Origin of the sequence: Rhodococcus sp. NPDC056516 (assembly GCF_042794655.1) — a bacterium.
Classification (GTDB): Bacteria; Actinomycetota; Actinomycetes; order Mycobacteriales; family Mycobacteriaceae; genus Rhodococcus_F.
Genome location: NZ_JBHTTG010000009.1, coordinates 232,627 through 257,706, shown reverse-complemented (window position 1 = coordinate 257,706; position 25,080 = coordinate 232,627). Strand labels below are relative to the sequence as shown.

24 protein-coding genes are annotated in these 25,080 nt (G+C 63.2%); 15 read left to right on the top strand and 9 right to left on the bottom strand.

The window, feature by feature from the left end; all coding sequences use genetic code 11:
* Nucleotides 1-60 precede the first annotated feature (60 nt).
* Nucleotides 61-699 (top strand): cholesterol catabolism transcriptional regulator KstR, encoded by a 639-nt coding sequence (gene kstR / locus ACFQ6Y_RS26670; protein ID WP_003945752.1) that lies wholly within the window; start codon nt 61-63, stop codon nt 697-699.
* A gap of 87 nt (nt 700-786) precedes the next feature.
* Nucleotides 787-3,327, top strand: coding sequence for a trehalose-phosphatase (gene otsB, locus ACFQ6Y_RS26665; protein WP_378534998.1), 2,541 nt, complete (start codon nt 787-789; stop codon nt 3,325-3,327).
* Between the two features lie 32 nt (nt 3,328-3,359).
* On the opposite strand, the gene ACFQ6Y_RS26660 is transcribed toward otsB, so the two are convergent.
* Entirely contained in the window at nt 3,360-4,448 is a 1,089-nt protein-coding gene (locus ACFQ6Y_RS26660) for a LacI family DNA-binding transcriptional regulator (RefSeq protein ID WP_003945452.1), read from the bottom strand.
* A gap of 139 nt (nt 4,449-4,587) precedes the next feature.
* Between ACFQ6Y_RS26660 and ACFQ6Y_RS26655 the strand changes: the two genes are divergently transcribed.
* The 7 genes from ACFQ6Y_RS26655 to ACFQ6Y_RS26625 all read left to right on the top strand — a co-directional run bounded on the left by ACFQ6Y_RS26655 (nt 4,588) and on the right by ACFQ6Y_RS26625 (nt 10,521).
* Nucleotides 4,588-5,538, top strand: a complete 951-nt coding sequence (locus ACFQ6Y_RS26655) for a metal ABC transporter solute-binding protein, Zn/Mn family (protein WP_317551632.1) — start codon at nt 4,588-4,590, stop codon at nt 5,536-5,538.
* Between the two features lie 155 nt (nt 5,539-5,693).
* On the top strand, nt 5,694-6,536 hold the full coding sequence (locus ACFQ6Y_RS26650) for a metal ABC transporter ATP-binding protein (RefSeq protein WP_378639227.1): 843 nt from the start codon (nt 5,694-5,696) through the stop codon (nt 6,534-6,536).
* Nucleotides 6,533-7,414, top strand: a complete 882-nt coding sequence (locus ACFQ6Y_RS26645; RefSeq protein ID WP_003945811.1) for a metal ABC transporter permease — start codon at nt 6,533-6,535, stop codon at nt 7,412-7,414. The genes ACFQ6Y_RS26650 and ACFQ6Y_RS26645 overlap by 4 nt, the downstream gene beginning before the upstream one ends.
* Before the next feature lie 34 nt (nt 7,415-7,448).
* A complete protein-coding gene (locus ACFQ6Y_RS26640) occupies nt 7,449-8,210 on the top strand; it encodes a LamB/YcsF family protein (RefSeq protein ID WP_378546379.1) in 762 nt (253 codons plus the stop codon).
* Nucleotides 8,207-8,821: a 5-oxoprolinase subunit PxpB gene (pxpB, locus tag ACFQ6Y_RS26635; RefSeq protein ID WP_378639224.1), complete on the top strand. Its 615-nt coding sequence runs from the start codon at nt 8,207-8,209 to the stop codon at nt 8,819-8,821. The genes ACFQ6Y_RS26640 and pxpB overlap by 4 nt, the downstream gene beginning before the upstream one ends.
* 57 nt (nt 8,822-8,878) lie before the next feature.
* The gene (locus ACFQ6Y_RS26630; protein WP_378639221.1) at nt 8,879-9,751 is read left to right on the top strand and encodes a biotin-dependent carboxyltransferase family protein; all 873 of its coding nucleotides are present in this window, start codon (nt 8,879-8,881) and stop codon (nt 9,749-9,751) included.
* Nucleotides 9,752-9,828: 77 nt separating this feature from the next.
* Nucleotides 9,829-10,521 carry an LpqN/LpqT family lipoprotein gene (locus ACFQ6Y_RS26625; protein WP_378639218.1) on the top strand — a complete coding sequence of 231 codons (693 nt, stop codon included), beginning with the start codon at nt 9,829-9,831 and terminating at the stop codon, nt 10,519-10,521.
* An 88-nt stretch (nt 10,522-10,609) separates the two neighbouring features.
* Here the strand turns inward: ACFQ6Y_RS26625 and ACFQ6Y_RS26620 are convergent, their stop codons facing one another.
* Nucleotides 10,610-11,317 carry a hypothetical protein gene (locus ACFQ6Y_RS26620; protein WP_378639215.1) on the bottom strand — a complete coding sequence of 236 codons (708 nt, stop codon included), beginning with the start codon at nt 11,315-11,317 and terminating at the stop codon, nt 10,610-10,612.
* Between the two features lie 303 nt (nt 11,318-11,620).
* Between ACFQ6Y_RS26620 and ACFQ6Y_RS26615 the strand changes: the two genes are divergently transcribed.
* Nucleotides 11,621-12,340, top strand: coding sequence for a hypothetical protein (locus tag ACFQ6Y_RS26615; RefSeq protein ID WP_378639212.1), 720 nt, complete (start codon nt 11,621-11,623; stop codon nt 12,338-12,340).
* 170 nt (nt 12,341-12,510) lie between these two features.
* On the top strand, nt 12,511-13,308 hold the full coding sequence (locus tag ACFQ6Y_RS26610; RefSeq protein WP_378639207.1) for a helix-turn-helix domain-containing protein: 798 nt from the start codon (nt 12,511-12,513) through the stop codon (nt 13,306-13,308).
* Between the two features lie 38 nt (nt 13,309-13,346).
* Here ACFQ6Y_RS26610 and ACFQ6Y_RS26605 read toward each other — a convergent pair whose 3' ends face one another.
* Nucleotides 13,347-14,336 carry an ABC transporter substrate-binding protein gene (locus tag ACFQ6Y_RS26605; protein ID WP_378546358.1) on the bottom strand — a complete coding sequence of 330 codons (990 nt, stop codon included), beginning with the start codon at nt 14,334-14,336 and terminating at the stop codon, nt 13,347-13,349.
* Between the two features lie 199 nt (nt 14,337-14,535).
* On the opposite strand from ACFQ6Y_RS26605, the gene ACFQ6Y_RS26600 reads away from it, so the two are divergent.
* Nucleotides 14,536-16,161, top strand: a complete 1,626-nt coding sequence (locus ACFQ6Y_RS26600; protein ID WP_378639203.1) for an ABC transporter transmembrane domain-containing protein — start codon at nt 14,536-14,538, stop codon at nt 16,159-16,161.
* Nucleotides 16,158-17,939, top strand: a complete 1,782-nt coding sequence (locus tag ACFQ6Y_RS26595) for an ABC transporter ATP-binding protein (RefSeq protein ID WP_378639200.1) — start codon at nt 16,158-16,160, stop codon at nt 17,937-17,939. Before ACFQ6Y_RS26600 ends, ACFQ6Y_RS26595 begins: the two co-directional genes overlap by 4 nt.
* A gap of 34 nt (nt 17,940-17,973) precedes the next feature.
* Here ACFQ6Y_RS26595 and rlmB read toward each other — a convergent pair whose 3' ends face one another.
* From rlmB to carD, 5 genes are read right to left on the bottom strand one after another with little or no spacing between them, the layout of a single operon-like run.
* Nucleotides 17,974-18,951, bottom strand: coding sequence for a 23S rRNA (guanosine(2251)-2'-O)-methyltransferase RlmB (gene rlmB, locus ACFQ6Y_RS26590; RefSeq protein WP_020906105.1), 978 nt, complete (start codon nt 18,949-18,951; stop codon nt 17,974-17,976).
* A 2-nt stretch (nt 18,952-18,953) separates the two neighbouring features.
* Nucleotides 18,954-20,348: a cysteine--tRNA ligase gene (gene cysS / locus ACFQ6Y_RS26585; RefSeq protein WP_378546347.1), complete on the bottom strand. Its 1,395-nt coding sequence runs from the start codon at nt 20,346-20,348 to the stop codon at nt 18,954-18,956.
* Between the two features lie 11 nt (nt 20,349-20,359).
* Entirely contained in the window at nt 20,360-20,836 is a 477-nt protein-coding gene (gene ispF / locus ACFQ6Y_RS26580; protein WP_378639194.1) for a 2-C-methyl-D-erythritol 2,4-cyclodiphosphate synthase, read from the bottom strand.
* Nucleotides 20,837-21,544, bottom strand: a complete 708-nt coding sequence (ispD, locus tag ACFQ6Y_RS26575; protein WP_378639190.1) for a 2-C-methyl-D-erythritol 4-phosphate cytidylyltransferase — start codon at nt 21,542-21,544, stop codon at nt 20,837-20,839.
* Between the two features lie 22 nt (nt 21,545-21,566).
* The gene (gene carD / locus ACFQ6Y_RS26570; RefSeq protein ID WP_003945666.1) at nt 21,567-22,055 is read right to left on the bottom strand and encodes an RNA polymerase-binding transcription factor CarD; all 489 of its coding nucleotides are present in this window, start codon (nt 22,053-22,055) and stop codon (nt 21,567-21,569) included.
* Nucleotides 22,056-22,320: 265 nt separating this feature from the next.
* Here carD and ACFQ6Y_RS26565 point away from each other — a divergent pair, with 265 nt between their 5' ends.
* Both ACFQ6Y_RS26565 and radA read left to right on the top strand, forming a co-directional pair.
* Nucleotides 22,321-22,956 (top strand): copper chaperone PCu(A)C, encoded by a 636-nt coding sequence (locus ACFQ6Y_RS26565; RefSeq protein ID WP_021342814.1) that lies wholly within the window; start codon nt 22,321-22,323, stop codon nt 22,954-22,956.
* 98 nt (nt 22,957-23,054) lie between these two features.
* Nucleotides 23,055-24,488 carry a DNA repair protein RadA gene (gene radA / locus ACFQ6Y_RS26560; protein ID WP_276116490.1) on the top strand — a complete coding sequence of 478 codons (1,434 nt, stop codon included), beginning with the start codon at nt 23,055-23,057 and terminating at the stop codon, nt 24,486-24,488.
* Between the two features lie 23 nt (nt 24,489-24,511).
* On the opposite strand, the gene ACFQ6Y_RS26555 is transcribed toward radA, so the two are convergent.
* The gene (locus ACFQ6Y_RS26555; protein WP_378534968.1) at nt 24,512-25,072 is read right to left on the bottom strand and encodes a PaaI family thioesterase; all 561 of its coding nucleotides are present in this window, start codon (nt 25,070-25,072) and stop codon (nt 24,512-24,514) included.
* Nucleotides 25,073-25,080: the final 8 nt, after the last annotated feature.

Genomic DNA, 25,080 nt, shown 5'->3' with positions numbered 1-25,080 from the left:
GTTTAGAACGTGTTCTAATATGACACCTGGCCAAGAGTCAAGGCGCGAAGGAATTTGTCGATGACCACAACATCCCGATCCCGCTCCAACGCGGTTGCTTCTGCAACGCTCGGGGACGACGATCTCAGCTCCAACGCGCAACGCGAACGCCGCAAGCGGATTCTCGACGCAACCCTCGCCTTGGCGTCCAAGGGCGGCTACGAGGCTGTCCAGATGCGCGCCGTGGCCGAGCGCGCCGACGTCGCAGTCGGAACGCTCTATCGCTACTTCCCGTCCAAGGTTCACCTGTTGGTGTCCGCTCTGGCACGCGAATTCGAGAAGATCGATTCCAAGGGCAAGATCCCACCCGGAACCAGCCCGCTCGAGCGGATGCAGCTGATCCTCAGCCTCATCACCCGCGCGATGCAGCGCGATCCACTCCTGACCGAAGCCATGACTCGCGCGTTCATGTTCGCCGACGCCTCCGCAGCGGCCGAGGTCGATCAAGTGGGCCAGTTGATGGACCGCCTCTTCGCACGAGCGATGACCGAAGAGGAGCCAACCGAAGAGCAGTTGGCGATCGCGCGCGTGATCTCCGATGTGTGGCTGTCCAATTTGGTGGCATGGCTCACGCGACGTTCCTCGGCTACCGATGTCGCCAATCGACTGGAATTGACGGTTGAACTGCTGCTCGGTGACGGAACTCGGAAACCCGAATAGACGTCCTTTGTCGCATCTGTCATTTTTGCACTGATCGGCCGGAAACGTATCGAGCCAGGAGTCGCTGCATCACCTAGATTTGAAGAGGTGAGCGCACAAGACCTGTCCATCGAACTCCGCCGAGCACTGTCGGGCGTGGCACGCACCCCGCGTCTGCTCGTAGCCTCCGACTACGACGGGACGATGGCACCCATCGTCGCCAACCCGGACAAGGCGTATCCCCGTGCGGAAACGGTGCGTGCGCTCCGCTCCCTCGCCAGCCTGGCTTCGACGACGGCTGCCGTGATCTCCGGTCGCGCCCTCAAGGATCTGGCTGCGCTGTCCCGACTTCCCGCCGAAGTGCAGTTGGTCGGCAGCCACGGCTCCGAGTTCGACATCGGATTCGTTCACGCGATCGACGCCGACGCCAGGAAGCTGCTCGACGAGATCGTCACCGAGCTGGGCCGAATCGCCGCCGACACCCCTGGGGCAACGGTGGAGAAGAAGCCCGCCAGCGTCGCCCTGCACGTACGCAACACCAGCGCCGACGACGCCGAGAAGGCACTCATCGCCGTTCGCACCGAATCGGCGCTCTGGCCGGGTGTTCAGGTCACCGAGGGCAAATCGGTGGTCGAATTGGCCGTCATCGCCACCGACAAGGGCCACGCACTCGACTTGATTCGCCACCAGGACGGCGCTACCGCAGCCGTCTTCATCGGGGACGACGTGACCGACGAAAAGGCGTTCAGCAGGCTTCAGGGGCCGGACATCGGAATCAAGGTCGGCAGCGGGGACACTGTCGCCGACTATCGCGTCGACAGCACCGAGGACGTCGCTGCCGCTCTGGCGTTCCTGCTCGACGAGCGTCGTACGTGGCTTTCCGGTGCCGACGCTCCGCCCATCGAGCGGCTCTCGATGCTCGCCAGTCCGCGGACCGTCGCTTTGGTGACCCCGGATGCGACGCTGACCTGGTTGTGTCACCCGGAACCGGATTCCGCAGCAGTCTTCGCACACCTTCTCGGCGGAACCGGGGCGGGCCATTTCACGGTCGGCCCTCGCCGCACAGCCTTGCCGCTGAGCCAGAAGTACATCGACAGCACGATGACCGTTCAGACCCGCTGGGCGAGCCTGTCAGTCACCGACTACCTCCCCCACGACGTCCCGCAGGGACGAACCGACCTGACTCGCATCATTTCCGGCCAGGCCGACGCGATCGTCTCGTTTGCACCCCGTCCCGAGTTCGGCCAAGGTCAGGTCACCCTCGAGGTCGTCGACGAGGGCATTCGGGTCCTCGGCACCAACGAGCCATACGTGCTCCGCTCCCCCGGCGTGCTGTGGAACATCGCCACCGACGGAAACCAGCAGACCGCGCACGCCATCGTCGAGCCGTCCAAGGGTGACGTCGTCCTCGAATTGCGCTGCGGAACAGAAGAAATCGGCCCCTCGGAGATTCCGGAGATCGAACGCCGAGCGACTTCGGAGGCATACTGGTCCGATTGGGCCAAGACGCTCGAACTGCCGAAGCTGAAGCCGGACTTGATGAAACGCTCTGCGCTGACCTTGCGCGGGCTGGTTCACGCCGATTCCGGTTCCATCATGGCCGCCGCTACGACATCTCTGCCGGAAGAGATCGGCGGAGTCCGCAACTGGGACTACCGCTATTGCTGGTTGCGCGACGCCGCCCTCACCGCAACAGCTCTCGTCAGCGTCGGATCCACCGACGAGGCCGAGAACTACCTCGACTGGGTCCACCGCGTGCTCGAAACGCTGCCGGGACCCGAGCGCCTGCATCCCCTCTATACGCTGTACGGGACTTCACTACCGCCCGAAGCCGTCATCGACTCACTGCCCGGGTACGCCGGGTCCAGGCCGGTCCGCATCGGAAACGCCGCGAATCAGCAGGTTCAACTGGACGTGTTCGGCCCGATCGTCGAGCTGATCGTCGAACTGGCCAATGCACGCGAAAAGGCCGGTGCTGCTGACCCTTTGAGCGACCGCGACTGGGAATTGGTGTGCGCCATGGTCGAAGCAGTGCAGCGACGCTGGTTCGAACCCGACCACGGTATCTGGGAAATTCGCGACAACCCTCGCCACCACGTCTATTCCAAGGTGATGGGTTGGGTCACCGTCGACCGCGCTGTCGATCTTGCTGCCCGCTTTTCTCGTGAGGCTCTGCCCGAGTGGGTGGAACTACGTGACCAGATCGCCGACGAAGTACGACACAAGGGGTGGAAGGACGACGTCCAGTCGTACACCGCTGCCTACGACGGTACCGATCTCGACGCCGCTACTCTGCACATCGGACTGTCGGGACTGATCGATCCGACGGATCCACGCTTCGCCGCAACCGTCGTAGCCACCGAGGCTGAACTACGCAGCGGCTCAACGGTATACCGCTACCACCACGACGACGGCCTGCCCGGCATCGAAGGTGGATTCCATCTCTGCGCAGCCTGGCTCGTCGAGGCCTACCTACTGATCGGGCAACGCCTGCAAGCAGAGGCACTGTTCGACCAGTTGGTCGCGGCAGCGGGTCCCACCGGACTGCTCGCGGAGGAGTACGACCCCATCGCGGAACGCTCGCTGGGCAACCACCCCCAGGCATACAGCCATCTGGGATTGTTGCGCTGCGCCCAACTCCTGGCGTGACAACTACACCCTGACACCTACCCCTGTGACAGTTACCCCTTGATCCGACCTGATGTTCGCCCGGCCAGTAGCTCGGTGTCGAGCATCTCGACTATCGGAACGCCGGATCCCGACGGCGACATCAGGAGCGCACCGGCGCGCCGGCCCTTCTCTTCCTGGGGCTGGCGCACCGTTGTCAGTGATTCACGCAGCGCCTCGTCGACGCCGTCGAATCCGGTGATCGACAGTTGGCCAGGTACATCTATTCCCTGCCAGCGCGCCCAGTCCAAGGCGCCGAGGGCCAGCACGTCGGTGGTGCAGACCAGTGCGGTGATCTCAGGGTTGGTCGCGAGAGCTTCCGCCGCGGCCGAGTGGCCGGACTGCGAGGTGTGGACGTACCGCTCGATCACCGTGAGTGAGAGTGGGTCCATGTCCGCCGCCACCATCGCGTCGCGCACTCCTTCGATCCGCTCACGCTGGACGTGGAAGTGCGGGGACTTGAGCCGTTCCTGGCTGACAACGCCGTCCATCCGGTCGCGCCCCAGCCTCATGCAGAGCACGCCGATGTCGCGGTGGCCGAGCCCGATGAGGTAGTCGGCGACCTTGCGCATGGCAGCGCGGTCGTCGATGCCTACGAGGGACGCACCGGGAATCTCGCGCGGCTGGTCGCACACCACGATCGGAATGTGACGCTCGAGCACGGCAGCGAGATACGGATCGTCGTCGGCCACCGAGTAGACGACAAATCCGTCGACGCCCGCCTGTTGGACCACGGCCGCCGCGTCCACCTCGTCGCGTCCGGGACCGGCCGGGATGAGCAGCAAGCCCTGACCGGCGTCCTCACACGATTCCGAGAGACCGGCCAGAAAGCTCATGGCGGCCGGGTCACGGAACGAATAACTGAGTGCTTCGGTGAGCAGGAGACCGACGGCGCCGGCTTTGCGAGTTCGCAAGGAGCGGGCGACCGGATCAGGTCCGGGATATCCGCGTCGCTTGGCCGCTTGGAGCACTCGATCCCGCAGCTCGACGGAGAGCTGATCGGGTCGGTTGTACGCGTTCGAGACTGTAGTTCTCGACACATTGAGCTCGGCGGCAAGCGACGCCAAAGTGGCTTGACGGCGTGGCTGACGGGACCGGGGCATAAACGGACGTTAGCCGTAGTACCCGCAGACGGCGCGTTGGGGCTGAACCGAAGGTGAACTACCAGCGACTATGCGCTAATGTGTAACGGTAACGGTTTCCAATAGCATTTAGCCCAGCCTTTGTTCAGGAGAAAAGCACGTGCGTTCGTCGTCGAAATTCCGCACCGCCACCGCCCTCGCGGCCGTCTCGGTCGCCGCAGCCTTCGCGCTCACCGCGTGCAGCTCCACCTCTTCGAAAGACGAAGGCATCACCGTCGTCGCATCGACGAACGTGTGGGGCGACGTCGCGCAGGCCGTCGCAGGCGACAAGCTGACCGTGACGTCGATCATCAACGAGCCGTCCGCGGACCCACACTCGTTCGAGGCGACTCCCGCCGACGCCGCCAAGATCACCGACGCATCGCTCGTCGTCTACAACGGCGGCGGCTACGACCAGTTCATCACCGACGTCCTCGACGCAGGCAAGGGTGAGCAGAAGACTGTCAACGCCTACAACCTGCTCGACGGCGGCATCCATGCCGGCGAAACCGCGGGCGAATCGCATGACGGTCACACCCACGGCGCAGTCAACGAACACGTCTGGTTCGACATCCCGACCGTCGACGCCGTCGCACATTCGGTTGCCGATCAACTGAGCGCACTCGATCCTGACAACGCGGCAACCTATGAGGACAACGCGAAGGCATACAGCCAGAAGCTCGCCGGCGTCACAGCGATCACCGATTCCATCGCCGCTGCCCACGCGGGCGCACCGGTGGCTCAGACCGAACCGATCGCGCACTACCTCCTGGTCGCAGCTGAACTGAAGGACGCAACTCCCGAAGAGTTCACCAGCGCCATCGAAGACGGCAACGATCCTTCACCGGCCGCAATCGCCGCAACGCGCCAGCTCCTCTCGGAGAAGCAGGCCCGCGCACTGGTCTACAACATCCAGACGCAGGACAAAGTGACCCAGGACATGCGCACCACCGCCGAAACCGCCGGAGTGCCCGTCGTCGAGGTTACGGAGACTCTCCCCGAGGGCCTGGACTACATTCAGTGGCAGACGCAGACCGCGGAGTCGCTCGCAAACGCCCTCTCTGCCCAGTAATTTTTGCCCCACCATTTCCGAGAAGAACCGATCGGCTTGTGACAGAAACTTCCGCGAATACTCCTGTGCCTTCTGGTGACTCCGTGCCTTCAGGAAACACCTTGCCCTCTGGTACCACCGAGCCTTCTGGTACCACCGAGCCTTCTGGTACCACCGTGCCCGCTGTGACGCTGAAGGATGCTCGACTGTCCTTCGGCACCCGCACCCTCTGGGACGGACTCGACCTCGAGGTACAGCCAGGTGAGTTCATCGCCGTACTCGGACCGAACGGGTCTGGCAAGACCTCACTCCTGAAGATTCTGCTGGGCCAACTACAACTCAGCGGCGGTAGTGCTCAGATCGTCGGCACGCCGGCGCGGGCAGGGAACTCACATGTCGGGTACATCCCGCAGCAGAAGTCGATCGACGACGGCCTCCCGCTCCGCGGCCGCGACCTGGTCGGCCTCGGCGTCGACGGTCACCAGTGGGGCACGGGGCTACTGCGCCGGGGTCGTCGACGCAAGATCGTCGACGACGCCATCGCGCAGGTCAGCGCCCAGTCGTTTGCCGACGCTCCCATCGGCTCCATGTCCGGCGGCGAGCAGCAGCGACTGCGGATCGCTCAGGCATTGGTCGGCGACCCGCGGATCCTGCTGTGCGACGAGCCGCTGCTCAGCCTCGACCTCGCCAACCAGCACCTGGTCTCGACTCTGATCGACCAGCGTCGACGCCGCCATGACACGGCGGTGCTGTTCGTGACGCACGAGATCAATCCGATCCTGCCGTTGGTGGATCGAGTGCTCTATCTGGTGGACGGCAAATTCCGGATCGGGACGCCGGCCGAAGTGATGACGTCCGAGGTTCTCTCGGATCTGTACAACACCGACGTCGAGGTGTTGCAGGTTCGTGGTCGCCTCGTCGTGATCGGCACCGGAGATGCCATCGACGCGCTCGGCAGCGCCGGCGGACTGCGTCCAGGCGAAGGCGTTCACCATTCTGATGAGGATCACCACCAGTGAGTAACAAGTTCACCGACGCGATGTCGCGGATGTTCGACGTGTCCGCCACCGTCGATCTACTGCAGTACGACTTCGTCCAACAGGCGTTGATCGCCGGCGCCATCCTCGGATTGCTGGCGGGCATCATCGGGCCGCTGATCGTGAGCCGTCAGATGTCGTTCTCGGTGCACGGTACGAGTGAGCTGTCACTGACCGGTGCATCCGCCGCACTTCTTGTCGGAGTGGGCGTCGGCTTCGGCGCCATCGTCGGATCCGTGGTCGCCGCGGTTCTGTTCGGGCTACTCGGAGCCAAAGCGCGGGACCGGGATTCGGTGATCGGTGTGATCATGGCTTTCGGCCTCGGCCTGTCGGTGTTGTTCCTCTGGGCGTACGACGGTCGCACGGGAACCAGCTTCTCGTTGTTGGTCGGACAGATCGTGGCGCCGGGAAACAGCGGTCTCGAACTTCTGCTGCTGTGCGCGGTCATCGTGATCGGCACACTCGGATTCATCTACCGCCCTTTGCTCTTCGCGAGCACCGATCCCGAAGTTGCTGCAGCTCGCGGTGTTCCGGTTCGGGCACTGTCGATAGTGTTCGCAGTGTTGGTCGGAATCACCGCCGCGCTCGGCGTGCAGATCGTCGGCGCCCTGCTGGTGATGTCGCTGCTGATCACTCCCGCAGCGGCCGCCGCGTACGTCACGGCAAGCCCGCTCAAGGCCACGATTCTCTCCGTCGTGTTCGCCGAACTGGCAGCCGTCGGCGGCATCCTTCTCTCGCTGGCCCCCGGCGTTCCCGTCTCGAGTTTCGTCACCTCGGTCTCGTTCGTGATTTACCTGATATGCCGACTCTTCGGATCCGCACGCCGCAAGAATGCCGGACGGATTCCGGCGCACGCCTGAACACCGAGAGCCCATACCTACCTAGAATCGAGGTATGGGCTACAGCGTTGATCTGAACAGCGACCTCGGCGAGGGCTTCGGAGCCTGGACCCTGGGCGACGACGACGCCATGCTCGAACTTGTCACAAGCGCGAACATCGCCTGCGGATTCCATGCGGGCGACCCGACGACGCTGTTGGCGACTTGCGAATCCGCCGCCACCCGCGGCGTCCGGATCGGCGCGCAGGTGGGGTACCGAGACCTCGCCGGTTTCGGCAGACGCTTCATCGACGTCTCTCCGAAGGACCTGACCGCTGACGTCATTTATCAAATAGGGGCGCTCGACGGTTTGGCTCGTGTCGCCGGATCGCGGGTCACGTACGTCAAACCCCACGGCGCGCTCTACAACGCGATAGTTCATCACCGTCGGCAAGCACGGGCCGTGGTCGCCGCTGTCGTCGCCTACGACAGTTCGCTCCCTGTTCTCGGACTGCCGGGTTCGGTGTTTCTGGAAGAGGCTCGCGAGGCCGGACTCGACATCGTCGCCGAGGCTTTTGCCGATCGCGCGTACACGGCAGAAGGCACCCTGGTCCCCCGAACCGAACCGGGGTCGGTGCTGCACGACCCGACGCTTGTTGCAGAACGGGTTCGCAGCATGATCGTCGACGGCGTATTCGACGCAGTCGACGGGAGCACCCTCGAGATCGCCGCAGCCTCGGTGTGCGTGCACGGTGACAGTCCGGCGGCCGTCGACATGGCCGCGGCGATCCGCGCACTCCTCGAATCCTCCGACGTCGAGATCACGCCGTTCACATGATCACGATCCTGCCCGCCGGTGAATCCGCAGTCCTCGTCGAGTACGACGAACTGCTGAACGTGTTGGGCAACTTCAGGGCCCTCGACGCCAGTCGGATCCCCGGGGTGATCGACTTGATTCCTGCGGCGCGAACCATCTTGATCGAGTACGACAACACGATCACCGGGCACCAACTCGTGGAGAAATGGGTGCGCGGTGCCGTACCGATCGAACTGACGGCCGACGAGAGCGGACCTGCCGTCGAGATTCCGGTCAGCTACGACGGCGCCGACCTTGCAGAAGTGGGCAAGCTGACCGGACTCGGGGTCGACGGTGTGATCGACGCTCACGCGTCTGCGTCGTGGACCGTCGCGTTCATCGGTTTCGCCCCCGGCTTCGCGTATCTGACCAGCAGCGAGACAAGGCTGGAGGTTCCACGTCGATCGGACCCGCGCAGGCAGGTCCCGGCCGGGGCAGTTGGATTGGCCGGCCCGTTCTCAGGCGTCTACCCACGTAGTTCCCCGGGCGGCTGGCGGTTGATCGGAACCACGGAACTGTCGGTGTGGGATGCCGAACGCCGCCCGCCGGCGTTGCTTCTACCCGGCACCACGGTCACCTTTGTCCGTGCGTGAATTTGATGCCCTCATGATTTCGGTGTCTTCACCGCGTTGTTGCGGGAGAATGGATTCATGGCCTGGCTCGAGGTAGTGCGTACCGGCCCGCTCGCCACAGTTCAAGACCGCGGGCGGACAGGCTACGGCGCCCTCGGGGTCGGCAGATCCGGGGCCGTCGACATGATCGCGCACGACAGCGCGAACAGACTTGTAGGCAACACTTTTCGAGCAGCAACCATCGAAGTCACCACTGGCGGTTTCGCTATGCGAGCCGTCGGATCGATGACGGTCGCAGTGACGGGCGCGCGGGTAGCGCTGACCGTCGACGGACAGCCGGTGCCTGACTACTCGAGCATGCACCTCGACGATGGCAGTATTCTCGAATTAGGTTACAGTACAACTGGTTTGAGAACGTACATCTCCGCACGCGGCGGCATCGACGTCCCGCAGGTACTCGGCAGCAGATCCACCGACACGCTCTCCGGACTCGGGCCGCCGCCGCTCACCGTCGGCGATCACCTCCTCCTCGGGGCCGAGGAAGGGACGTGGCCCACCGAAGAGTTGATTCCACCGCCGGCCCCTCCACTCGGCGCAGTTCCACTCGAGATCACGCTCGGCCCACGAAATTCCTGGTTCACTGCCGCATCCGTTCAGGCGCTCCTTCACACCACCTGGAAAGTCACCGAACACACCAATCGCGTCGGTGTCCGGTTACAGGGCCAAGGGCCTCTGCACCGCTCACGCACGGAGGAACTGCCGAGCGAAGGCGTCGTCGTGGGGTCCATCCAGGTGCCACCAGGCGGAGCGCCCGTCGTGTTTCTCGCCGACCATCCCGTGGCCGGCGGATACCCAGTCATCGCCGTCGTTTCCGACGCCGGGATTGCGTCGCTGGCACAGCTGCGGCCCGGCAGCACCATTACCTTCAAGGCCACTACCAGGCCGTCGTAGCGCTGATAGTCTCAGCCGCGCCAGCAACGCTGCCGGCGGCGCTCGGCCGTCGCCAGAACCTGAAGGACTGTCACACTATGAGCCCTAAGAGCAGCACACTTGCTCTCGGAATAGCGTCACTGATCACTGCTGCACTCATCCTGTCCGGATGCAGCAGTTCGGAAAGCGGCGACGCCGTCTCCAGTGATACCAACACCAGCGAGACCACCGCTTCCGAAAGTTCTGCATCCTCGCCGTCTGCCGCTGTCGCGACGCCAACCTTGCGGGACGGAACACCGTTCATCGGTGAGCGGACGACGATCGAAACCGGCGACGACCCCGAAGCGCCGAGCATCAGCGTCAGCCTCCCGCCGAGCTGGACTCACGGCGAGAACATCCCTGCCGGCGTTACGGATGCGTTGTCCAGCAACAGCCGCGAACCCAGCGGCTTCATGCCGAACACCACCGTGACGGTCGAAAACCAAGGCACCGCAACAAAAGACGAGGTTCTTGCCGCCGCGCGTGAAACAATCGCCACTCTCGACGGGTGGACCGAGGTGAAGTACACCGAGATCGACGTCGACGGACAGCGGGGATTCCGCCTCTCCGGAACCTGGACCGCTCCAAATGTGGACGTTCCGCTGTACGCCGTCATGACAGTTGTCGCATACCAAGCCGACGACAACTCGCCGGTCTACTTGGTCAGCTTCGCAAACCAGTTCACCGATACGACAAACATGCAGACGTCCAACCAGGTGGAGGAAATCAACACTTCCATCGAATTCGGCTGAGCACCTGATGGTTTGAATACCTGATCACCGAACAACAGCGGCGGGCCGAGACTTCGACAGTCACAGCCCGCCGTTTCACAACTCTCGACTAGCTCGAGCCGAACAGGCCGCTGAGGGAACCGAGACCACCACTCAACGAGCCGAGTGATCCGCTTCCTCCACCGGTTCCGGGGCCAGTGGGATCAACGGGATCGACGGGATCGACCGGATCGACGGGATCGACTGGGTCGACCGCATCCGCGGCGCGGACAGTGATGGACGGTCCCACGTTGGCGAAATTCGCACTCGACTGGAATCCGTTGCCCATCACCGTGGCACCTACCGCCAATCCACTTCCGTACACGGTTCCCGGCGCACACGAAGCAGTGACCGTGTAGCTGGTCTTCATGGTCACCGGTTTGCTTCCGTTGTTGATCCAGCCGGCACTGGTCACTTGGAGCGTCGTGGCTGTCAGTTCCGGTGTTTCCGTGGTTTCGGTCATCGTCCCGCCAACGTGAAACTTCGTGACCTTCGCCGAACCCGGGACAAAGGTCAAGCATGCGGCATGAGTCTCGGTGAACCTGCTGATATATCCGTCGATTCCGCTCTTCTTCGACACTGTCGTGTAGGTGATCGTGTCGCCGATCTTCGGGGACGCGTTGTCCACGGTGCGAGTAAATGTGTAGGCACCAGAAGTTGCAGTCTCGGCAGTCGCGACCCCAGCGCTAAAAGTGCTTGCACCCACAGCCAGAGCGATCGCCCCCAGCCCGACGCCGACAGTGGACAGATTCCGATTCCTGGATCCAACCTTCTTCACGAAACATCTCCGCTCTTTAGAGTTCCAGGACAACCGATTTCGTCGATTACTGAAACTTGTTACAACCCGACTCCCGAAGTACGATACAGGCGACCTGGACATTCGCCCAGCTTTTCGTCAAAATTGTCAGCACTCAGTTATCGACAGGCAACCTAGCCGAGAAAAAGCTTCTCAAACCGGACTTTTCCGTAAATTTTGCCCAACTTCTACATGAGCAAGCGTCCGATAGATTTCAATGGTTACCGCGGCGCAACCTTTGAAGAGTCACCACATCGCCGCCGAACCCCTCGAACGGAGAACTTCATGTCACGTTTTTCAATGCGCAAAACACTCACCGGAGTAGCAATCGCTGCGTTGGCCACCAGCGGACTTTTCATGAGCGCAGGCACCGCAAGCGCTGATGCAGCCCACCCGGCCTCTGCGACCGTCAACTCCTCCAACGTCCGGATCACCAAGAGCATCGTCGGCGACGGCGAAGTTGCACCCGGCGGCAAGGTCACCGTACGCACCGTGATCTCTACGACCGGCCACCCCGAGCGCTACGTCAATCAGTTCGTCGATCGCTACCCCGCCACGTTCAAATTCATCCAGGACTCCGCGACGGTCAACGCATGGCATTTGGTCGGTGGCCAGAAGACCGAATCCGTCACGCCGTCTGTCGATACGACCAACCGCACCGTCAACATTCCGAGCACCGGTTGGCTGATTTCCCCCACCGGTAGCAAGACCGTGACGATCGAGGCGCAGTACCTCGTGGCCGATGATGCACCGATCGGTTCGTACCAGGAACTCTCCAGTTCGATCGGTATCTCGCTGTTCAGCACCGATCAGAACATCAGCGGCGTCTACGCCAAGATCCGCGCCAAGAACCCGGGCGAGGCAGCCGCATCGGGCTCGGCAGATCTGGGCTTCGGCTCTTCTGACGGCGAGGGCGGAACCGGTTCGGCCGGCTCCTCCATCCTGGACAACCCGGCCGGCTTCATCTCCGACATCATCAGCGGTGTCCTGGCCAACGGCAGCTGATTTTCCGCTCCACCTGTAAACACTCCGTCGGGGAATGTGTTCGAGGGTGGCATCGAGTCTTCGGACTCGATGCCACCCTCGATCCTTTGTGGCGATCACACTCCGTCGCGCCCGCATCATAGAACCAAATAGGAAAGCATTACCTAAGTCATTCGCGGTATGATCCAGCGATGAGTTCCACAGGATTTCCGTACTGGGCTGTGCCGGCAGGCCGGTACGTTCCGCTCCCTTTCTCCATGACCACGTCCACCATCGGGCGCGATCAGAAGCGGGCGTGGCGTGAGATCCGCCATCCCGAACACGAACTCCTCTGGGGCGCTTCCGGAGAGATGAGCGCCTACATCGACGACGTTCGTTGGCAGATCCCACCGACGGTCGGCATGTGGATCCCGGCCGGAACTCCACGGCGCATCACGCTCGGCGCATCCACCGAGGCTCGCTTCACGTACTTCCGGCCCGAGTCGTTCCCCCACCCGTGGACAAAACCCGCGATCATCGGCATCGACGACGTGGTCAAGACGATGCTCATCCACCTGCACCAGCGAAATATGCCGCCCGAGGCTCGCTTGCGCGCCGAATCAGTAGTCTTCGACACGCTAGCGCCCATCGAGGCGGCCGATGTCGCAGTGCCGATGCCCGCTGATCCCCGGGCCCTCGCCGTTGCACACCGGTTGATCGCCGACCCCGCCGATCAACGCGGACTTGCCGATTGGGCCTATGTGGTCGGCGGAAGCCCCCGCACCCTGAGCCGCGTGTTCGCTCAAGGCACGGGGATGTCCTTCACCGAGTGGAGAATTCAAGTTCGCGTCCGCGCTGCGATGTCCTATCTCGCTGCGGGCGTTCCTGTTTCGACGGTCAGCCGCCGTGTCGGATACGAAACCCCCAGCGCCTTCACCAGCGTGTTCCGCAAGGTCACCGGACGGACACCGAAGAACTATTACTCGGATGCGTGCGAATTGTCGGCCTAGCTGGTCAGAATCATCAGCTGGGCAGAAGTATCAGTCGGTCAGAACCCGTTCATCTTCGAGACCAGTTCGGCGAAGGCATATTTCACGCTCAGCGACGTGGGTGAGGCCAGTGCCATGACTCGGGCCAGGCCGAGCTGCTGAATCAGCCTGCCCTCCTTGACCGCCGGCAGGTCGGCGAACAACTTGTCTCCCATCAATCCGGGGAGCCCCTGGCCACTCGCGTCGTTGAGCACGATAACGTCCGCGCCCAGTTCGTTGAACTGTTCGCGCGATGCGGTGACGGAACCCTGCGTATCGCCGCACAGCCCTGCGCTTCCGGCCGACTGCTTCAGTCCGAGCTGGGTCATCAGGATGACTCGGCCGTCGTCGGCGCAGTAATTGGTGAGGCCGTCGATGTTTCCCGAGAGGAAGGTCAAGGTCTTCCCGTTCAGATTCGGGGAGCCCGCGGCGAGGTCGGCTATGGACTCGTCGGTTTCCTCGATCAGCTCAGCCGCCCGCTTCGGTTGACCGAGCACTGAACCGATGGTCGACAACTGTTCCTGCCACGTGGTCGCCCATGCAGTCTCCTTGAACGGAATCGTGGGTGCGATCTGAGTCAGACGTGCATAGTCGTCTTCGGTGATTCCGGAGACCACCGCGATGATCACGTCCGGCTCCAATGCCAGGATCTGCTCGAACGGCACACCTGACGTGCTGTCGAGCAACGTCGGTTCGGCATCGCCCAACAATTCTTCGTCCCACGGCAGGATTCCGCTCTCCAAGCCTGCCCCACTGAACGACTCCATGGCGACGGGCGTCTTACCCAGTGCAAGGACCGAATCCTGGCTGTTCCAACCGATGGTCACGATCCGCTGAGGTTCGGTCTCGATGGTTGTCGAGCCGTACGCGTGGTCGATGGTGGCCGGCAGCGCACCGGTCTCGGCCAACTGCGTCGTATCCTCCGACGCAGTTGACTCGGTGCTGCTCTGGCAGCCTGCGAGCAGGGCAATCGCGGCCAACGCAGCCACTATTCGGGTAGTGCTTTTCATCTTCTGTCAGCTCTCTTCGCAAACGTACTTGTTTCGACCAGGCAGGTATATCGAGACCTGATCCCGGTAATGGGGTCTCGATGCTCCATCTGTCCGCTGCCGCGTAGCCCTTGGCATCTACGAGCACTTTCCGTACCTCCACCGGCTCTACCGTAGAACTGCACAACGAGTGTTCGGATCTGGGCGAGGAGTTTCACGAGTGTCAGCGCTGCCCGAAACTCGTACCGGTCCGATGGAGATGATCAGAACCGGATCGTTCTCCTCCGGGCGCGGCCCGCGACTGGTTGCAGCCGTCACCGGTCAGGCGTCGTACCAGGTAGCTCAAGCGCTTATTCCGGTGCTGATCGGCACCGTCGTCGATCGGGCAATCGGAAAGTCCGACAGCACAGCACTTCTCGTGTGGCTGGCGGTGCTGTGCGCTCTGTTCGTCGGACTCGCCCTGTCGTGGCGCATCGCAGTTCGCCTGAACACACAGGTCTTCGTCTACGGCGAACACGACCTACGACTGAACGCTGCCAGACGGGTACTCGACGCCAGGGGCATGCAAGCTCAGCGTTCGACGGGTGAAGTTCTCACCATCTCCACTTCGGACGCCTCGCACGTCTCGGGCTTCTCTTGGGTTGTCGCCGAGCAGGGCTCAGCTTTCGCAGGGCTTGCCGCGGCAGTGATTTCGCTTGCCTTCGTATCGTGGCCGCTGGCATTGATCGTCGTCCTCATCACGGCTGCGCAGCTCGTTTTCATCCACAAGATCAGCGGTCCACTGGACGAGCGTGTATATGCAGAGCAGAAGAAGGCAGCCGAGGCAGGCATGCTCGCAACTGATTTCACGCTCGGACTGCGAGTACTCAAAGGCTTCGGAGCCGAGCCCACTGCTCTCTCCCGATACGTCCATGCCAGCCGGGAGTCGATGAAAGCAGCGATCCGGACGGTCAGGGCAATGTCCAGTCTGACCGCACTCAACTCAGGGGTCTCCGCGTTGGTACTGGCGTCAGTCGCATTGGGTGCCGCGTGGATGGCGCATCAAGGCACGATCACCGTGGGCAACTTCGTCACCGTGGTCGGCCTGAGCAGAGTGATTGCCGGTCCGATGGAAACGCTGGGGTTCTTCGGTGCCGAACTCGCTGCCAAGCGGGGCTCCGCGCGCAGACTGTCCGAACTCCTGGCCGAACCGCACCTGATCGATTCGCTGCTCTCCACGGCCACGGTCAGCTCCGACAGAAGTGAAGACGCCCTGCTGATTTCGGCCGACAACGGAACCGTCGTCTCAGCTCGACGCGGAGAAGTGGTGGGCGTGCGCGCTGACGATTCCGCTGACCGGCTGGCACGACAACTCGCCTACCAGACCCCGCTCGTCCCCGACTGCTACTTCGTATTCGGCGCCGATGCAACCGAACTCGGTCCGGACGGAGTTCGCGATCAGGTGTTCGTCTCCGCTCATGAAGGAACCGTGTTCACAGGCACCGTCTTCGACAATCTGGCTGCACCGAGCGTCGACTCGTCGGCAATGACGTCATCTGCACTCGACGACGTGTTGACGCATCTGCCCGACGGCCACCTCTCCGAGGTAGGTGAGCAAGGAAAGAAGCTCTCCGGGGGTCAACGCCAACGTCTTCTCCTCGCCCGCGCTCTCCATCAACCCCAGCCGATCCTGGTCCTTCACGAACCCACCACTTCCGTGGATTCTGTCACCGAGCATCGAATTGCACACTCACTGAGAAACTTTCCCGACAAGGCCATTCTGGTGATCACCTCGAGTCCGACCTTGCTCCATTCGTGCGACCGCGTCGTGACGATCGACGACGCGCGGGACGGAGACTCGCTGTGACCGAAACTCTTCCGGATGCATCTGCTGTTCCGGTTGTATCTGCCCTGCCGATCGCGTCGACCAAGCAGACCGTCCGCGCATTGATCGCACTGCTTCGGCCACGCAAGCGAGCACTCGCACTCACGACCGTCGTACTTCTCTCCGCTACGGCCTGCGGCCTGTCCACCCCCGCGCTGCTCGGACTCATGGTCGATGCGGTCACGGAGGGCAAGCCGTTTGTCTCACTTCTACGTATCACCGCGTTCATGCTCGGCGCAGCGGCCGCAGGAGTCGCGCTGACTTGGTGGAGCACACAGCTTCTCGCGAAAGTCGCGCAGAACGTGCTGGCCGATCTTCGTGAGGACGTGTTCGCCGCTACGCTCGCGCAGCCGTCGTCGCTGGTCGAGGATGCCGGAACCGGCGATCTGATTTCCCGGGTCTCGGGTGACGTCGAAGCGGTCAACACCGTCATCGCTCGGGTGCTACCCGCAACGGTATCGGCCCTGTTTATGATTTCGCTGACGCTTGTCGGTGTGGGAGTGATCGATTGGCGCTTCACCCTGGCCATCGTTGCGGTCGCGCCGATCCACTATTTTGCTCTTCGTCATTTCCTCCGACGCTCCGGACCCGTCTACCGACGCTCCCGCGCTGCGCAGGCCAGGCGGGGACAGCAGCTCATCGAAACTCTCGGTGGCGCAGGCACTGTCACTGCCCTACGGAGAACTGACGAGCACATCGGCCGAATCGCCGCGACCTCCGAGCATGCCATCAGCTTCGACATGCAGGCAGTTCGGCTGCGTACCAACTTCTTCGCTCAACTGAACGGCGCCGAACTACTCGGATTGGCCGCCGTCCTGAGCGTCGGCTACTGGCTCGTGACCACGGGATCGGTGTCCATCGGGGCCGCTACCGCCGCCGCGCTCTACTTCCACAGTCTGTTCAGCCCCATCGCGGTATTTCTCTCCAACATCGACGAATTGCAGGATGCTGGTGCCAGCTTGGCTCGCCTGATCGGTGTCACCGCGATGCCCGGGCGTCCTTCGACCATTCCTGCCCCGGCTCGGTCCGACCCCATCGGCGTCGAGGTGGACCGGGTTTCTTACTCGTACAACAACTCCATCCCGGTCATCGATTCGATCTCGATCGCCATCGCACCGGGGGAACGAATCGCCGTCGTCGGAAGCAGCGGCGCCGGAAAGACCACGCTCGCCAAACTGATTGCCGGCATCATTCCCGTCGGAGACGGGCGAATCATCGTCGACGGCATACCGATCGACGACCTCAGTGATGCCGAACTTCGGCACAAAGTCGTCCTGGTCAGCCAGGAAGTTCACGTGTTCGTCGGGACGATCGCCGATGATCTCCGGTTGTGCGCACCCGATTCGGACGATGCGAAGATCGCCGAAGTCGTCGAAACGATGAAAGCTCAATGGATTCACGAGCTTCCGGAAGGGATCGAGACCCGAGTGGGCGCCGGCGGGTACCAATTGACTGCGGCTCAGGCACAGCACATAGCCCTCGTCCGACTGGCTCTGCTCGATCCACCCGTCGTCATCCTCGACGAGGCCACTGCCGAAGCCGGAACCACCGCAGCAGGTCTGCTCGATCAGGCGGCCGAGCTCGCGGTCAGCGCCAGGACTGCTGTGGTGATAGCGCACCGCCTGAGCCAAGCAGTCCGCGCCGATCGGATACTCGTCATGAGCGGTGGCCGCGTAGTCGAGAGCGGGACACATGACGAACTGATCGGCGCGGACGGTTCCTACGCTGCACTGTGGGAAGCCTGGTCGGTACGGAGCTAGAACCCCGCCAGACTCACCCGAACGCCGTTACAACTCAGCTGCTACGACGCCTGCGGGCGATGTCCGCCAGGACAACTCCGGCGGCAACCGAGGCGTTGAGCGACTCGACCGGACCGGCCATCGGAATCGACAGGATCGCGTCGCAGTTCTCGCGGACGAGGCGCGAAAGGCCCTTGCCCTCGGAACCGACCACGATCACAACGGGACCGCTGCCGTCGAAATCGTCGAGAGTGGTGTCGCCCTCGGCGTCGAGACCGACGACCTGAACACCCTTCGATGCCCAGTCCTTGAGCGTGCGGGTGAGGTTGGTTGCCCGAGCAATCGGCAAACGAGCGGCAGCGCCGGCGCTGGTACGCCAAGCGACAGCACTCACGCTCGCGCTACGACGCTCCGGAATCACGACGCCGTGTCCACCGAAAGCTGCGACCGAGCGCACAACGGCACCCAGGTTGCGGGGATCGGTGATGTTGTCCAGCGCGACGAGCAGCGGCGGCTCGGCGTGCTTACGTGCCTCGGACAGAAGATCGTCCGGGTGCGCGTAGCGGTACGGCGGAACCTGCAGAGCGATGCCTTGGTGAAGACCGTTGGCGCTGAGGCGATCGAGATCCGAGCGCGGCACCTCGAGGATGGAGATACCGGCGTCGGCAGCCCGCTGAACAGATTCCTTCAGCCGGTCGTCGCTCTCGGTACCGACAGCCACCCACAGCGCCGTCGCCGGAACACCCGCGCGCAGGCACTCCACCACCGGGTTGCGACCGAGCACGGTTTCGGGACCGTCGAGAACCTTGCGGCCCGGACCCGGACGGCCACCGCGGCCCTGGTTCTGCTTCTCGTCGGCCCGGGCGGCGCGCGCTGCACGCTTCGCCGCGGGGTGCTTGGTGCGTGCCTCGGCGGGAGGCGTAGCACCGCGGCCGGCGAGACCACGCTTGTGCTGGCCACCGGAACCGGCAACCTGGCCCTTCTTGGTGCCGCCCTTACGGACTGCGCCGCGCCTGCTCGAGTTTCCAGCCATTGTTACTGCCCTGCCTTAAGGGACCATTCGGGTCCGTCGGGAGTATCGGTTACTTCGATACCCGCCTTGATGAGGCGATCGCGGACCTCGTCCGCCACCGCCCAGTTCTTTTCCGTACGTGCCTGCTGCCGACGATCGAGATCGGCCCGCACCAACACGTCCAAAGCTTCCATTGCCGTCTCGGTGTCGCCACCGGACTGCGTCCAATGCTCGTCGAGTGGGTCGACGCCCAGGATCGCGAGCATGGCCCGCACCTGGCCGGCAGCCACCCGAGCCGCGTCGAGATCACCGGCAGCAAGCGCGGAATTACCCTCGCTTGCCTTGCCGTGGATCTCGGCCAACGCGATCGGCACCGACAAGTCGTTGTCGAGAGCCGCCGCGAAACCTTCGGTCCACGTGCCGAGTTCGACGCCACCTGCGCGCTTGTGTGTGCGCAGGACAAACGACTCGAGCCCTTGGTAGGACTTCGCACTTTCGTCCAATGCCTCGTCGGAGTACTCGAGGTTGGAACGGTAGTGCGCACTACCGAGGTAATACCGAAGTTCTTGCGGGCGAACCTTCTTGAGCACGTTCGGCACCGAGAGAACATTGCCCAACGACTTGGACATCTTCTCGCCACTCATCGTGACCCAACCGTTGTGCAGCCAGTACTGAGCGAAATCGTCGCCGGCGCACTTGGCCTGAGCGATTTCGTTCTCGTGGTGAGGGAAGACGAGATCGCGTCCACCGCAATGGATGTCGAATGCCGCGCCGAGGTAGAACTCCGCCATGGCCGAGCACTCGAGGTGCCAGCCCGGACGGCCGGGTCCCCACGGTGTCGGCCACGAGGGCTCACCGGGCTTGACGGCCTTCCAGAGAGTGAAGTCGCGGGGATCGCGCTTTCCCTCGGCGGCACTCTCGCCCTGATGGACGTCGTCGAGTTTGTGGCCGGACAGTGCGCCGTACTCGGGGTAGCTCTGTACGTCGAAGTAGACGTCACCGCCCGCCGCGTACGCGTGGCCGTTCGCGATCAGGCGTTCCATCATCTCGACCATCTGCGTCACGTGACCGGTGGCCCGCGGCTCGATGGACGGGGGAAGCACACCCAATTGGTCGTAAGCCCACGTGAACGAACGCTCGAACGTCGTCGCCCACTCCCACCAAGGTCGGCCGGCGTCGGCGGCCTTGTTGAGGATCTTGTCGTCGATGTCCGTCACGTTGCGCACGAAGGCAACGTCGTTGCCGTGCGCCAACAGCCAGCGTCGCAGCACGTCGAAAGCGACGCCGCTGCGAACGTGTCCGATGTGAGGGTCGCCCTGAACTGTCGCCCCACACAGGTACACCGATGCATGTCCGGGGGCCAACGGAACAAAATCCCGAAGGGCCCGCGTACCGGTGTCGTATAGGCGCAGGGTCACGACCAGCGATCTTACCTGTCGTGTTCGGTTGTCATGACCAACGCGGTGGCCATGGCGGCGATCCCCTCGCCGCGACCGGTCAAGCCGAGGCCGTCCGTGGTGGTCGCGGACACCGAAACAGGGGCGCCGAGGATGCCCGAGAGCACCCTCTGAGCCTCGTCGCGTCGCGGCCCGATCTTCGGACGGTTACCGATGACCTGCACTGCTGCGTTGCCGACGGTGAACTGGTTCTCCTCGAGCAGTCGGCGAACCTCGGCCAACATTCGAGCGCCGCTCACGCCGTCCCATTCGGGCCTGCCGGTGCCGAAAACCGAACCGAGGTCACCGAGGCCCGCCGCGGAGAGCAACGCGTCACAGAGCGCGTGGACGGCGACGTCGCCGTCCGAATGCCCTGAGCACCCGTCTGCTTCCTCGAACAGCAACCCCGCCATCCAGCAAGGTCGGCCCACCTCGATGGGGTGGACATCCGTGCCGAGACCGACGCGCATCTAATTTCCGTTCCGTGAGTCCGCACTCAACTCTGTCTCCTCTGTCTCCGAGATCAGGAGCGCCCGGGCAAGGACGAGGTCGAGTGGAGTGGTGATCTTGAAGGCGAGAGCGTCGCCGGGAATCGTCTGGACCGAAACACCGAGACGCTCGACCAGAGCGGCATCGTCGGTCGCGGCGACGTCACCGGCACCGTACGCACTCCGCAGGACGTCGGTGGAGAAGCCCTGAGGAGTTTGAACCGCACGCAACTCCGAACGAAGAGGCGTACCGGTGACTGCGCCGAGTACGTCGACCGACTTGATCGTGTCGGTAACCGGAAGTACCGGAATGACCGCGGAGCTGCCGGCCTGGAGAGTTTCGACGACACGTGCGATCAGCGTCGGCGGCGTCAATGCCCGCGCAGCGTCGTGCACGAGTACAAAATCCGCGTCACCGGCAGCATTGAGGCCGGCTCGAACCGAATCGGTCCTTTCGGCGCCACCACCGACGACGTCGACGTCCGCTGCGAGACCGAGGTCGGCCACGACGGATTCGACCAGCTCAGGCGGCACAATGACAACAACGCGGTCGATCGCTCCGGATTTCCGGAGTCCATCGACCGCGCGTGCAAGCATGGTGCACCCACCGAGTTCGACGAATGCCTTGGGCAATTTCTCGCCCAAACGCACTCCCCGACCTGCAGCAGGTACCAGGGCTACTACTGCCACTGTCAGCTTTGTTGTATTACCGTCAGGACGCGGCCGCGAGGACCTCGTCGAGAATGGTCTCTGCCTTCTCGGTGTCAGTGCCCTCGGCGAGCGCGAGCTCTCCGACGAGAATCTGACGAGCCTTGGCGAGCATGCGCTTCTCACCAGCGGAAAGTCCACGGTCCTGCTCACGACGCCACAGGTCACGAACAACTTCTGCAACCTTGTTCACGTCACCTGAGGCAAGCTTCTCGAGATTTGCCTTGTATCGACGAGACCAGTTGGTGGGCTCTTCGGTGTGCGGTGCTCGCAGAACCTGGAAAACCTTGTCGAGGCCTTCTTGGCCGACCACGTCACGAACTCCGACGTACTCTGCGTTGTCTGCAGGAACCCGAACTGTGAGATCGCCTTGAGCGACCTTCAGAACCAGGTACTCCTTCTGCTCACCCTTGATGGTGCGGGTTTCGATAGCTTCGATCAGCGCCGCACCGTGATGGGGGTATACGACGGTGTCTCCGACCTTGAAAATCATGTGTCCCGTGCCCCTTTCGATTCCACTAGTTTAACACGTGAAAGAACCGACCACTCATCAACTGTGCAGGTCAGGGGCATCCTTGCTCGAGCGTAGGGGTTGACAGGGCTTGTTGTACGTGCATTCAACTGGTCTGGAGCACCCCTGTGTAACCGACTGAAAGCCCACGCAGACAACCGTTGTGGCGACCCGACGGCCAGCCTGCGGGACCTTATCTACTACTCTGCCTAGTGGAGTGCGAACCTGACGCCGTGGAGGACAAATCGTGACTGCTATCCGTAAGCCGACTCGTCGAGTCGCTACCGCCATTGCACTGGCTGCAGGCGCAGCCATCGCGCTGTCCGCTTGCGGTTCCGGACAGGTGAGCCAGACCGCCGTCCAGCAGGCCGCCGTGAACGGCAACAGCGCCAACCTCGGTGAGATCGCACTGCGCAACGTGCACATCGCTTACCCCTCGTCCGAGGAATACAGCATCGAGCCGGGCGGCAACGCCGTGCTCGCATTCACCGTCGTGAACGACAGCGCCGAGACCACGGACAAGCTCGTCAGCATCACCACCGATTACGCAGCGCGCGTCATCGCAGGTGAAGAGGTCGGCGGCTTGACGATCAAGCCGCAGACGTCACTGCAGGCCGGTCAGTTGCCCGCCGGCGAGGGCGCCGCAACCGAGGCCGAGACCCAGATCAAGAACAACGAAGAGAACGACGACGCACCCGCTGCGCTCACTCTCGTCGTTCTGCAGGACATCAAGGCAGGCGTTCGCCCGGGCTTGACCGTCCCGATCACGTTCAAGTTCGAGAAGGCCGGTTCGGTCACCGTCGACGTGCCTGTCGATGCCGGCCCGCAGCTCGAGCGCAACGAGTCGGACAAGTCGCCCGACGTTGCAGAAGCTGGGCACTGAGCCCCGAATCACCAAGGCGCACACTGCGCCTCGCAGAACAATTTCAGCATCGCACTAGAGGCGGGGTCCATGTCGGACCCCGCCTCTAGTCTGTCCCGGTGGCCAAAGTGAAATCGAACTACCGATGCTCCGAATGCCAGTCGGTAGTGCCCAAGTGGGTCGGTAGATGTCCGGACTGCGACTCGTGGGGCTCGATGACCGAGGTCGCCGTCGTCGCACCCGTCGCCAGTCGCGCCGGCGCTTCACTCGCGAAAGCGGGGTCAAGCGCCGTACTACCAACGACTCCGGCCACCCCGTTGACACAGATCGACAGCACCTCGACGCAGGCCAAGCCCACCGGAATCGGCGAGCTGGACCGCGTCCTCGGCGGTGGTGTCGTTCCGGGTTCCGTAGTTCTGCTCGCGGGAGAGCCTGGTGTCGGAAAATCGACGCTACTTCTCGAGGTCGTCTACCGCTGGGCGATGCGCAGTGCCGAAGATCGAGCGTTGTACGTCACGGGCGAGGAGTCTGCCGGTCAGGTTCGACTACGAGCAGATCGCACCAACTCGGTCCACGAGCGAATGTACCTGGCAGCAGAATCCGATCTCGCGACAATCCTCGGCCACGTCGAGCAGGTCAAGCCGACTCTGGTCATCGTCGACTCGGTGCAAACCATGCTTGCTGCCGACGTCGACGGAGTCGTCGGCGGCGTGACCCAGGTCAAGGCCGTCACCAGCGCCCTGACCTCCTTGGCCAAGGCCAGTGGCATCCCGGTGCTTCTGATCGGCCACGTCACCAAGGACGGCGCCGTCGCCGGCCCTCGCTCGCTCGAACATCTCGTGGACGTGGTCCTGCACTTCGAAGGTGACAAGCACTCCACCCTGCGCATGGTCCGTGGCGTAAAGAACAGGTTCGGCGCAGCCGACGAAGTGGGATGCTTCGAACTGAGCGAGCAGGGCATCAACGAGATCAGCGATCCGTCCGGGCTGTTCCTGCATCACCGCGAAGAAGCCGTGGAAGGCACTGCCGTCACCGTGATGATGGACGGTAAGCGTCCTCTGCTCGGCGAAGTTCAAGCCCTCGTTGCCACCACACCCCTGCCAACACCTCGCCGTGCCGTCAGCGGGCTGGACACCGCCCGTGTGGCCATGGTTCTGGCCGTGTTGGAGCGCCGCGTCGGCGTGTCGATCTCGAAGGCCGACGTCTACGCCGCGACCGTGGGCGGAATGCGGATGACCGAGCCGGGTGCCGATCTGGCTCTCGCCATTGCAGTCGCTTCCGCCGTGAAAGCCAAACCCGTCCCCAAGGGGCTCGTCATCCTCGGCGAGGTCGGACTCGCCGGAGAGGTTCGACGAGTTGCCGGCGTGAACCGACGGCTGATCGAAGCTGCCCGATTGGGATTCACCAGCGCGATAGTGCCGGTCGATTCCGGCCCGAACATTCCCGGCATGCGCGTCAACGAAGTGGCGAATCTGGCCGAGGCGCTGGCCTACGCCGGATTGATGGGCGGCAAACAAGCCCCGTCTCGCCCCAAGCTCACACCGGTGAAGTGATCGGCGTGCGGCCGACTACCGCTTCAGACCGACGAGGTGCCGAACGGGGAAGTCGGTTCGCCGTCCACGAACTCCTTGGTCTTGGCGAAGTGTTCCGAGGTGATGGTCAGGAACAGTCCCCGGGATGTTCCCACCACCGTGTCCGGATCCGCTGTCGGACCTTCGACGATCACCGCTTCTGCACTGGTGTAGACCTTGCGGCGCACAACGCCGTCGATGCGGGCCCGGAATTCGAGCACCGATCCCAACGGGATCGGTCTGGCGAAGTCGATCTCGAGGTGCCCGGTCACCACCGGCGAGCCGAGAGCCATGCATGCCATACCTTGAGCCTCGTCGAATGCCGTCGACAGAATGCCGCCGTGAATAACTCCCGGACCGCCCTGATACTTCTTGGCGACCTCCAAACGACCGGTCACTTCCAGCCCGTCACCGGCCCTGAAACTCATCGCCATTCCCGCAGGCTGGTCGTCGCCGCAGCCGAAGCATTTCGACCAGTGCTGAGGCAGCTTCTCGCCGGCGGCCGGAAAGAATTCGGTCGGCTCCGGGAGGGTCAGGTCGTCAGGCAGGGTCCAGGTACTACTCATGGATAGGT